General features: G+C 62.2%; 10 protein-coding genes, 1 tRNA gene and 1 pseudogene. 9 read left to right on the forward strand and 3 right to left on the reverse strand.

What is annotated here, in order from left to right:
• Positions 1-570 precede the first annotated feature (570 nt).
• The 9 genes from IAE77_RS12760 (at position 571) to IAE77_RS12800 (ending at position 8,026) form a co-directional block, all read left to right on the forward strand.
• Complete coding sequence (locus tag IAE77_RS12760) at positions 571-1,320, forward strand: YebC/PmpR family DNA-binding transcriptional regulator (protein WP_294227041.1); 750 nt, start codon at positions 571-573, stop codon at positions 1,318-1,320.
• Between the two features lie 20 nt (positions 1,321-1,340).
• A complete protein-coding gene (rho, locus tag IAE77_RS12765) occupies positions 1,341-3,092 on the forward strand; it encodes a transcription termination factor Rho (protein WP_294227043.1) in 1,752 nt (583 codons plus the stop codon).
• A gap of 179 nt (positions 3,093-3,271) precedes the next feature.
• On the forward strand, positions 3,272-3,850 hold the full coding sequence (locus IAE77_RS12770; protein WP_294227045.1) for a DUF4112 domain-containing protein: 579 nt from the start codon (positions 3,272-3,274) through the stop codon (positions 3,848-3,850).
• A gap of 22 nt (positions 3,851-3,872) precedes the next feature.
• The gene (locus tag IAE77_RS12775; RefSeq protein WP_294227047.1) at positions 3,873-4,343 is read left to right on the forward strand and encodes a peroxiredoxin; all 471 of its coding nucleotides are present in this window, start codon (positions 3,873-3,875) and stop codon (positions 4,341-4,343) included.
• A 69-nt stretch (positions 4,344-4,412) separates the two neighbouring features.
• Positions 4,413-6,131 (forward strand): hypothetical protein, encoded by a 1,719-nt coding sequence (locus IAE77_RS12780; RefSeq protein ID WP_294227049.1) that lies wholly within the window; start codon positions 4,413-4,415, stop codon positions 6,129-6,131.
• 66 nt (positions 6,132-6,197) lie between these two features.
• The gene (locus tag IAE77_RS12785; RefSeq protein WP_294227051.1) at positions 6,198-6,419 is read left to right on the forward strand and encodes a hypothetical protein; all 222 of its coding nucleotides are present in this window, start codon (positions 6,198-6,200) and stop codon (positions 6,417-6,419) included.
• A gap of 115 nt (positions 6,420-6,534) precedes the next feature.
• Complete coding sequence (locus tag IAE77_RS12790) at positions 6,535-7,389, forward strand: UDP-2,3-diacylglucosamine diphosphatase (protein ID WP_294227053.1); 855 nt, start codon at positions 6,535-6,537, stop codon at positions 7,387-7,389.
• Positions 7,390-7,512: 123 nt separating this feature from the next.
• Positions 7,513-7,588: transfer RNA gene (locus IAE77_RS12795), tRNA-Ala, on the forward strand.
• Between the two features lie 18 nt (positions 7,589-7,606).
• Complete coding sequence (locus tag IAE77_RS12800; protein ID WP_294227054.1) at positions 7,607-8,026, forward strand: hypothetical protein; 420 nt, start codon at positions 7,607-7,609, stop codon at positions 8,024-8,026.
• A 41-nt stretch (positions 8,027-8,067) separates the two neighbouring features.
• On the opposite strand, the gene IAE77_RS12805 is transcribed toward IAE77_RS12800, so the two are convergent.
• From IAE77_RS12805 to IAE77_RS12815, 3 genes and pseudogenes are all read right to left on the reverse strand, one after another.
• Entirely contained in the window at positions 8,068-8,493 is a 426-nt protein-coding gene (locus IAE77_RS12805; protein WP_294227057.1) for a biopolymer transporter ExbD, read from the reverse strand.
• Positions 8,494-8,510: 17 nt separating this feature from the next.
• Entirely contained in the window at positions 8,511-9,236 is a 726-nt protein-coding gene (locus tag IAE77_RS12810) for a MotA/TolQ/ExbB proton channel family protein (protein ID WP_294227058.1), read from the reverse strand.
• Positions 9,220-10,054, reverse strand: a pseudogene (locus tag IAE77_RS12815) (hypothetical protein); the annotation flags it as partial. The gene IAE77_RS12810 and the pseudogene IAE77_RS12815, both read right to left, overlap by 17 nt.

Genomic DNA, 10,054 nt, shown 5'->3' on the forward strand with positions numbered 1-10,054 from the left:
CATCAAGATCCACCCCGTCTCCGCCGAGACCGGCGAAGGCCTCGACAAGCTCAAGAAGTGGCTCGACGAGAAGATCGGGCAGGTGTTTGAGGAGACATGGTGAGCGGCAGGAGCCCTTTGTGGTTCGCCTTTCTCGATCCGCAGCAACCCGGATACCGCCACGAAACGCGGGTGCCTTCGCATTGGGATCAATGATTGTCTCGTGTTTCTCTCCAGTGGCGAGATAACAGCCTCTTCAACGGCCCGCGAAGCGATCCGGCACAGCGGCCTGATTCTTCCGTGGCGGAAACAAAAACCTCTTGCCAGGAGGCCGTGCCTCCCGCACAATTCGCACCGTTCCAGGTTCTCTCAATCTGGTGAACACTTGGTGATGTCTCCGGCCGGCCTGCCGATGTTTCCCCAGCCTCCGTGCTGATGAAACGCGACCCCGCACTCGTTGCGTGGCCGACATTCCTTCCGGACACACCGCGGCGATGCCGCTTCCCCCACAATCTCCCCATCACTCCACGCACGAATGGCCGCCGTCATGGCCGGGCCGCTCGCTGTCTCCCACCCGACATCGTTTTACTCATGGCTGGCCACAACAAATGGTCCAAGATCAAGCGCGGAAAGGCCATCACGGATGCCAAACGCGGCAACGCCTTCTCCAAGCTCGCGAAGGAAATCACCCTGGCCGCGAAAGCTGGCGGCGGCAGCCCGGACATGAACGCCCGCCTGCGCAGCGCCATCACCGCCGCCAAGGCCGCGAACGTGCCGAATGACAACATCGACCGCGCCATCAAGAAGGGCACCGGGGAGCTGGCCAGCGCCGCGCTGGAAGAGATCACCTATGAGGCCTACGGCCCGGGCGGCGTGGCGATGATGATCGAAATCGTCACCGACAACCGCAACCGCAGCGCCAACGACCTGCGCACCCTGCTTTCGAAAAACAACGGCACCTTTGCCGACGCGGGCAGTGTGGCCTACATGTTCCAGCGGCGTGGCGAGATCCGGCTGGACCACGCCGCCGCGAGCGAGGACCAGATCATGGAGATCGCCCTGGAAGCCGGCGCGGAGGACATCCAGGAGGATGGCGACGAATGGGTCGTTTACACCGCCACGGACCAGCTTTTCCAGGTCGGCACGGCCCTGCGCGACAAGAACCTGCCTCCGCGCAGCCAGAAGCTGATCTACCAGCCGCAGACCACCGTGACGATCACCAATGTCGATGCCGCGAAGTCGCTGATCAAGCTGTACGACCTGCTCGACGACTACGACGACTCGCAGAACGTCCACGCCAACTTCGAAATCGACGACTCGATCGCCGACAAGCTCGACTAATCCCCTTTCATTCCGTTATTATGTCCGAAGAACTCATCGCCGAGGTCGAAGAACCCAAGCCGAAACGCAAAGCGCCCGCGAAAAAGGCCGCCGCCAAGAAGGTTGCTGCCAAGAAGACGGCCACCAAGACCGCGACCAAGGCCCCCGCCCGCAAGACGGCAAAGAAGAAGACGACTGCGGCCGTCGTGGAGGAAGCGGCACCGGAATTGTTCGCTCCCGAGGCCATCACAGAGGCAGCACCTGTCACTGCGGAACCTTCCCCCGTGGAAGCAGCGGCTCCCGCACCTGAACCGGCACCGGCCCCTGCTGCGGCTGCACCCGCTGCCGCTGCCGCTGCCGAGGCCGCCACTCCAGCGCCTGAAGCCAAGGCCGAAGCCGCGGAAGGTGACGACGCGGATGACGACGATGCGGATTCCACCAACGGGAGCTCGGGCGACCAGATCCCGCGCAACATGATCATGGATGCCAACGGCCAGTTGCGCCCCATGACTTCCAAGGAACGCCGCAAGGCCAAGTTCGAACGCTGGAAGCAGCGCCGTGCTGAACGTCGCGCCATGGGCGGAGGCGGTGGGGAACGCGAACGTGAGCGCCACGGCCAGAACGGCGCCGAACCCCATGCCGCAGGCGGCCAGGATCGTGAAGTGGAGCCGGAAAAGCCGCTCGGCCCACCGGAGCCGGCCAATGGCATCATCGAAATGTCCCCCAAAGGCTACGGCTTCCTCCGCCGCCGCGAGATGTCGTTTGCCCAGAATCCGCAGGATGCCTTCATCGCACCCGAATTCATCCGCAAATACGGTCTGCGCGAGGGCATGCACGTTGTGGGCGTGCAATGCAAGGGCCATCGCGGGCCGCAGATCACCGAGGTCACCGAGGTGAACGGCCGTGCGCCGGAGGCAATGCGCGATCTGCCGCTGTTCGAAGAACTCAAGGCGGTGAATCCGAACAAGCGCTACCAGCTTGAGACCATCAAAGACCGCCTGACCACGCGTGTCATCGACATGATGGCCCCCGTGGGACGCGGCCAGCGTGGTTTGATCGTCGCCCCGCCACGTGCGGGCAAAACGACGATGCTTCAGCACATCGCCGAGGCCGTGGTGGAGAACCATCCCGGCGTGCACCTGATGATCCTGCTCGTCGATGAACGCCCCGAGGAAGTGACTGAGTTCAAGCGCATCCTGCCGCGCGCGGAGATCTTCGCCAGCAACAACGACCAGGACGTGAAGAGCCACACGCGCATCTCCATGTTCGCCATCGAGCGTGCCAAGCGCCTCGTCGAATGCGGGGAGCACGTCTTCATGCTGATGGACTCCATCACCCGCATGGCCCGTGCCTTCAACAACACCGCGAAAAGCGGCGCCACCATGAGTGGCGGCGTCGGTGTGGGCGCCTTGGAGATTCCGCGTCGTCTGTTCGCCGCCGCGCGCAACACGCGCACCGCCGGATCGCTCACGATCCTCGGCACGGCCTTGATCGAGACCGGCAGCCGCATGGACGACCTCATTTTCCAGGAGTTCAAAGGCACCGGCAACATGGAGCTCGTGCTCGACCGCCGCATCGCCGAGCAGTTCGTCTTCCCTGCAGTGAACATCTTCAAATCGGGCACCCGTCGCGAGGAACTGCTGCTCCAGACCTTCCAGCTCGACAAGATTCACATGCTGCGCCGCGGCCTCGCCGGTCACAAGCCGATCGAAGCCATCCAGCGGGTCATCTCCCTGCTGGAACGCTATCCGAACAACGCGCAGATGCTCGTCGATCTGCCCAGCAAGAGCTAGATACTGGATGCTGGTTCCTTGATGCTGGAATCTGGATCAAGCATCTAGCATCTAGCATCTAGCATCTAGCATCTAGCATCTAGCATCTAGCATCTAGCATCTAGCATCGAGCATCGAGCATCGAGCATCTAGCATCGAGCATCGAGCATCGAGCATCGAGCATCCAACCTCTACCCGCCATGCCCCTGCCAAGACCCGAGTTCAAAGTGGATGAGGTTTTGCCGCCGCAGGTCAATCCCATCGCCGCGCGGCTGGCCGCGAGCAAGGATCCCACGGAGCGTGCCGCGGCACGCATCCTGGCGAAGTATCTCGATGAACTGCTGCCCGTGCCCGGCACGAACTTCCGGATCGGCCTCGACCCCATCCTGGCGCTCATCCCCGGTGTGGGAGACACCGTGGCCTCCGGCGCCGGTGTCATCATCCTGCTTGATGCCCTGCGCACTGGCGTCTCCATCCCGGTGTTCCTGCGCATGGCGCTGAACATGGGCATCAATTTCCTCATCGGCCTCGTTCCCGGCCTCGGTGCGGCCGGGTCCGCGTTTTTCAAATCGAACAGCCGCAACCTCAAGCTCCTCACCACCTGGCAGGCGGGGAACCAGGACAAGGTGAAGCGCAGCACCCTGCGTTTTTATGGCGGGCTCGTGCTCCTCTTCGTCATGATCGTCCTGTTCGTGATCATTGGCTGGATGTTCTACGCGTGGCTGATCTTCAGCGTGTTCAAGGGCCTCCTTCAGGCCACAGGCATCCAAGCGGCATGAACTGGCGTAAACTGGCTCCACCATGAGCAAACCCGCGCTTCAATCCCCTGCCCCGGATTTCACCGCGCCCGTCGTCGGCGGAGACTTCCACCCCGGAGACACGATCACGCTGAGCAAACTGACGGGGAAGCCGGTGGTGCTGTATTTTTACCCGAAGGACGACACACCCGGGTGCACCAAGCAGGCCTGCGGGCTGCGCGACGGCTGGACGAAGATCGCGAAGAAAGCGCATGTCTTCGGCATCAGCACGGACTCGGTCAAAAGCCACTCGAAGTTCATCCAGAAGCACGAGTTGCCCTTCCCGCTCATCGCGGATGAAGACAAGGCGATCGTGAACGCCTACGGCGTGTGGGTGGAGAAGAGCATGTATGGCAAGACTTACCTGGGCACTGAGCGCAGCACCTTCATCATCGGCAAAGACGGCCGCGTCGCCGCCATTCTGGAGAAGGTGAAGCCGGAAGGTCATCTGGACGCGGTGCTGGCGCTGCTTTGACGGCCCGGCGGGCGGAAGGTGACAAATTCGTTGCTCACGCCCGCGCCTCTCTGCGATCATGATCGGCACGTGAGCCCACCACTCTGCCTGATCGATGCCATCGGCCCGTTTTTTCGCGGCCATCCCCGCCGCACCATCAACTGGTCGAAGATTCCCTTCGAGCACCTGCCGCTCGACGGACCCGAAAGCGTGGCGAGGTGGGCCCAGATCCGTGACGATCTCGAAACCTTCGCCGCGAAAGTGAAGGACATCGGCTTCAACGCGGTATCGATCGATGATGTGATGCATCTGGCCGACCACGAATGGTATGAGCCGGAAGTGCGCCGCCGGATCAGCCGCTTTCGCGAGGAATTCACGCGCTGCTTTGAGATCCTGCAACGTCACGGGCTGGCGATTCATGTGACGATGGACTTTTTCTCGGCCACACCAGCGATTCGTGCGCGGAAAGTCGATCCGGAGGCTTTTGTGCACGATCTGCTGGACCCTTTCCTGGCCGATTTCCCGCAGGTGGACGGCGTGATCATCCGCATCGGCGAATCAGACGGCCGGGATGTGCGGGACGACTTTCACAGCGAACTGCTGCTGAAGAAGCCGAAGCAGGCGAACGCGTTCCTGCGGCGGCTGCTGCCGGTGTTTGAGAAACACGGACGGAAGCTGATCTTCCGCACCTGGACGGTGGGTGCCTATGCGATCGGCGACCTGATGTGGCACCGCGGGACCTTCGCACGCGTGCTAGACGGCCTCGAGAGCCCGGCGCTGATCGTGTCGATGAAGTATGGCGAGAGTGATTTCTTCCGCTTCCTGCCGCTGAACCGCAATTTCTTCCGCACCAAGGTGGCGAAGATCATCGAGCTGCAGACGCGGCGCGAATACGAGGGCTGCGGCGAATACCCTTCGTTCGTCGGCTGGGAGTATGAGCGGCTGCTGCAGGAGCTGCGGCACGCGGAAAACGTCGTCGGCTGCATGGTGTGGTGTCAGACCGGAGGCTGGGTGCCGTTCAGACGCCTCGCCTTCATCGATGGTAGCGCCGTGTGGACGGAGCTGAACACCTTTGTGACGCTGCGAATATTCAAGGATCACGCGCTGGCGGCCGACGCCGTGGCCGAATTCGCCCGCCGCATCGGCTGCACCGATGATCGTGCGCTGGTGGAACTGCTGCGGCTTTCGGACGAGGTGATCCGCGAACTGCTTTACATCGAGGAATTCGCGCGGCAGAAGCTGTTCTTCCGCCGCGTGCGCATCCCGCCACTGCTGCAGGTTTACTGGCACAACATCTTCATCAGCCACAGCGTGCGGAAGGTGCTGCGCTTCTTCGTTTCGGACCACGATGGCTGCCTGCGTGCGGCCACGCGCTCGCTGGAGCGCATCGGGCAGATGAAGACGCTCGCCACCCAGGCCGGGCTGCCGGTGGCGGACATCGAGTACATGCAGGACACCTTTGAAATCCTGGCGCTGGCACGCGCCTACATCTTTGGAGAGGAGGACGAAGCCCTGATCGAGCGCATCCGTGCGGCCAAGAAGGCCTACAAGGCTCGTTACCCAAAAAGCGGGCCGCGTTATCGCCATCGCGTGAAACTGGACTTCAAACCGCTGATGCTGCAGCCGCGTTATCTGGCCTGGGGCGTGAAGCTGTTGTTCCGGCGGCAGCGTGGCTACCGCATGGTGGACCGCATCGTGACGCTGCATCTGCTGGCGATGATTTACCGCGTGATCGCGAAGCGCCGGCCGCGCTGGATTCCCGAATTCGCGCGTGAGAGCGCCATGGGGATCGACGCCGTGTTCCGGTGAAGCAACTGACGCAGTTGTCACCGGACAGCGATTGAGCATGCGCCGCCGTTGAGGCAGCGATGCGACATGTTCAGGGCCAGACACGACGACGAACTCCGTCATTTCCTGTCGTGGCGGAGGAAGACGCGTTTCCTCCGGCACCACGGCGGGCCGCTGCTGGCGTTCTTGCTGCTCCTGATCTGCATCCTGCTGCTGCTCCGCATGCCTCCCCAGCCAGACCTGCGTCCGCCCGAGGAAAACAAGAAGGTCATGGACGCTCTTCTGTCGCAAAAACCAGCGCTGCATTGAACAGCACATCCGTGACGAAAAGGTTTCAGAGGCCGCCTTTGGAAGCACCGAAAGTCGCGGATTCTCCACTGTTCACAGCGGCGACTCTTTGTTCACAACCGAATCCTCTCCCGTCATGAAAACCAAGCTCCGTGTCAAAACTCTCTTCATGTCCGACGTGCACCTCGGCATGGCTGATTCCAAGGCCGTGCAGGCCGCGCACCTCATCCGCCACTGCAAGTGCGAGAAGCTGGTGCTGAATGGCGACATCATCGATGTTTGGGCGCTGAAGAGCACCGGCCGCTGGACGCAGGAGCACACGCATTTCGTCCGTACGGTGCTGAAGAAGATGGAGAAGGAGAGCACGGAGGTGGTTTACCTGCGCGGCAATCATGACGACATCCTGGAGCGCTTCCTGCCTTTCAAACTGTCCGGCCTGTCGCTGGTGGACGAGCACATCCACGAATCTCCGCATGGCCGCTACCTCGTGGTGCATGGCGACGGCTTTGACCACGTGACCACGAATCACGTCTGGCTGGCAAAGCTCGGCGGCGTGGGTTACGCGGTGCTGCTGCGGCTGAACCGTTTCTACAACGCGTGGCTGCGCTGGCGCGGCAAGGAGGGCTTTTCCCTCAGCCGCTGGGTGAAGCACAAGGTGAAGCAGGCGGTGAGCTTTGTCGGCCGCTACGAGGAGCAGTTGCAGAATCTGGCCCGTTGGAAGCAATGCAGCGGCATCATCTGCGGCCACATCCACACACCGGCGGACAAAATGATCGACGGCGTCCACTACCTGAACTCCGGCGACTGGGTGGAGAGCATGACCGTCGTGGTGGAGCACCTGGACCGCACCTTTGAGGTGCTCAGCTATCACGATTTCTGCGCTCTCACCGGACGGAAACCGAAGGGCGAGGCCATCAGCATTGATGTGAGCGACCTCACCACGCGCCCCCTGGCACTCCCGGTGCCGCGCGAGGAACTCATGGCGGCCTGAGGGGCCGAATTGCCGCGTTGTTTGTCCTCACCGGCGACAAACAGCTTGCCGGAAGGCGCGGACACCCCATAATCGGCGGCGTCCGGTGCCTGGCGGGTCCGCCCCTTCGCATCGCTCAAAGATGGGGGTATAGCTCAGTTGGTAGAGCGTCTCGTTCGCAATGAGAAGGTCAGGGGTTCGAATCCCCTTACCTCCACCATCCAAGTCCAGCTCAACCATGAAATTTGCCCTGCTCGGCCTTCTGTCATCCGCTCTGTTGGTTTCATGCTCCACCAAGGACCTGGAACGATGCCCGCCAGGCACGCCCGGCATCATCGTCGCCCACGCGGTCGAATGCAGCCACAAGGACGGCAAATTCACGCTGCCTGCCGGCCTGTATCAGCCGGAGGCACAGTCACGCAAAGGCATCTACTATGTGGCACCGGAACGCCTGAAGACCACCACGGGCATCATCCGGGATGGCGACCAGCGCGGCGGTCTGTTCATCGCCAATGAAGGCTGGCAGTGGGCCTGGGTGGGTCATCCAGCCTTCGAAGTGGTGGAGAACGAAACCTCCATCCTCGGCAAACGCGGCATCATCATGCCGACGCATTACAAGTTCGAGCCGTTCGTGACCTACAAGAAGGCGAAGAACTGACCTGCCGGTGTCAGGCTGTCTCCGTTCGCAGCCGTTTTGTTTCACGACCCGCCCGCCTTCTGGATGCGGGCAGGCACGTCATTGATGCTGTAACCCGCGTCCCGCAGCGCGTCCCACACTTTGACCAGGACGCCGAGCGCCGCGGTCGTGTCGGCCTGGAGCTCCAGTTTCATGCCGGGCTTCGCGTCTTTGAGCGAGGTGATGGCGATGGCGAGCTTGTCGAGATCGACCGGCTTGCCGTCGAGAAAGATCTTCTGCTCCTTGTCGATGCTGATCGCCACGCGGGACTCGGGCGCGGGAGCGGAGCCGCCGAGGGACTTCGACTCCGGAAGCGTGATCTTCACCTGCGTCTTGTCCTTCTTGAACGTCGTGGTGGCGACGAAGAAGATCAGCAGGATGACCATGATGTCGATGAGCGACACGATGGGGATCTGGGGCACCGGACGGCGGCGGGGGCGCAGGTTCATGACAGCGGGTGAAGGAATCAGGCGGCAGGACGCTGCACCTCGAAATGCTGGTAAAAATGCTGGATCGTCTCCTGCATGATGGATTCCACCTTCACGGCCAGCGCATCCACCCGGCGCGTGAAATAGGTGTGCGCGAGCACCGACGGCACCGCGACAAACAAACCTGCGATGGTGCAGCGCAAGGCCACGCCGATCTCATGGGCGATGGCGCCCGTGTCAGGACTGCCCTCCGCGCCCGAACCGAAGGCCGAGAACATCCCGACCAGGCCGGCCGTCGTTCCGAGAAGGCCGAGCAAGGGCGCCACGGTGATCATCACTTCCAGCAGCGGAATGCCGCGTTCCAGATTGTGAATCTCCTCCCGTGCCTTGATCTCGCAGGCGGCATGACACTCCTGCTTGCTGGTGAAGGCACCGCTGATCGCCATGCCGCCGAGGCGGGCCAGCATGGAGCCGTCCTTCTCCAGAAAATCCTGCAGCGGCCGGATGTCCCCCTTCATCGCGTAATTGGGGATGGAACGAAGCTGGCTGATGACGCTGTTCGGCATGATCACCTGCTCGCGCAGTTGCAACCAGGCCAGGATCGATGCGGTGATCGCCGCGATCGAGCACACGACGATCAATCCCATGACAAACCCGCCGGTGGCCAGGAAATCCCAGACAAGTTGAAAGCCGGATGGCGTGGCTTTGTCAGCGGTGGCGGCAAGGAATGGCGCGACGGGCAGGAGATCAGTAAATAAGGACATTGTATTCGATTTTCAGGCGCTCCTGGTCATTCATCGGGAGCAAAGGGACCACATCGGCGGGCATGGGCGGGATCTGCGCATCGCGGATCGCCTGCAAGGTGAAGCCGGTGAGGATGGGATTGGAGTCCTTGTCATTCACCACGCGAAGACCTTCCACCTTGCCGCGTTTGTTGACGTAGAAGACGACTTCGAGGCTGCCGTACGTCACCCCATCGCGGCGGAGCAGCCGGTAGATGTGCCACTTCTTCTCCACCTGGCCGGTGACCTGCCGGATGTAGCGCCCCTTGGGCGATTCCTCGGCATCGACAGCGGCCTGGGACCCACGATTCGAGATGGTTCCCTTCGTCTGCGTGGTGCGGGTGAATGGCATGAAGGCATCCGGGTCTTGATTCGGCGTGGAGCGCGTGACGGGATCATCCTCTGGCACGGGCAGCGCCTTGGGGATCGGCTGGGCCTTCGGCGTTTCCGGCATCGTCTGGGCCACTTCCTTCGCCGGTGGTGTCTGAGGCTCCGGCTTCTGCGGCATTGGCGGAGTGTCCGGCGCGGCCTCGGCCTTTTTTACCTCGATGGTCAGGCGGTTTTTATCGATGCTGGCGAGCGCCTTGTCCGCCTCCTCCATCATCTTGGTCAGCGGCGTCGATTCGGGCACCACTTTGGCGACGGTCTGGGGCGGAGCGACAGGCTGGGGAGGTGGAGCGGCGTCCTTGGGCTTCAAAATCGACGGCGGAGTGGGTGGCGACTGCGGCTCCGGCTGGAGCATGGCCACCAGCGCCTTGGGAGCCTTCGGCCTAGCGTCATCTTTCAATTCGCCATCCTTG

This window comes from Prosthecobacter sp. (assembly GCF_014879935.1).
GTDB lineage: Bacteria > Verrucomicrobiota > Verrucomicrobiia > Verrucomicrobiales > Verrucomicrobiaceae > Prosthecobacter.

Excerpts from the sequence above, each read along its gene's own strand:
- IAE77_RS12810 (WP_294227058.1), bottom strand. The coding sequence starts at position 9,236 with ATGTCCTTATTTACTGATCTCCTGCCCGTCGCGCCATTCCTTGCCGCC.
- IAE77_RS12790 (WP_294227053.1), top strand. The coding sequence starts at position 6,535 with ATGAAAACCAAGCTCCGTGTCAAAACTCTCTTCATGTCCGACGTGCAC.
- IAE77_RS12800 (WP_294227054.1), top strand. The coding sequence starts at position 7,607 with ATGAAATTTGCCCTGCTCGGCCTTCTGTCATCCGCTCTGTTGGTTTCA.
- IAE77_RS12760 (WP_294227041.1), top strand. The coding sequence starts at position 571 with ATGGCTGGCCACAACAAATGGTCCAAGATCAAGCGCGGAAAGGCCATC.
- IAE77_RS12770 (WP_294227045.1), top strand. The coding sequence starts at position 3,272 with ATGCCCCTGCCAAGACCCGAGTTCAAAGTGGATGAGGTTTTGCCGCCG.
- rho (WP_294227043.1), top strand. The coding sequence starts at position 1,341 with ATGTCCGAAGAACTCATCGCCGAGGTCGAAGAACCCAAGCCGAAACGC.
- IAE77_RS12775 (WP_294227047.1), top strand. The coding sequence starts at position 3,873 with ATGAGCAAACCCGCGCTTCAATCCCCTGCCCCGGATTTCACCGCGCCC.
- IAE77_RS12805 (WP_294227057.1), bottom strand. The coding sequence starts at position 8,493 with ATGAACCTGCGCCCCCGCCGCCGTCCGGTGCCCCAGATCCCCATCGTG.
- IAE77_RS12785 (WP_294227051.1), top strand. The coding sequence starts at position 6,198 with ATGTTCAGGGCCAGACACGACGACGAACTCCGTCATTTCCTGTCGTGG.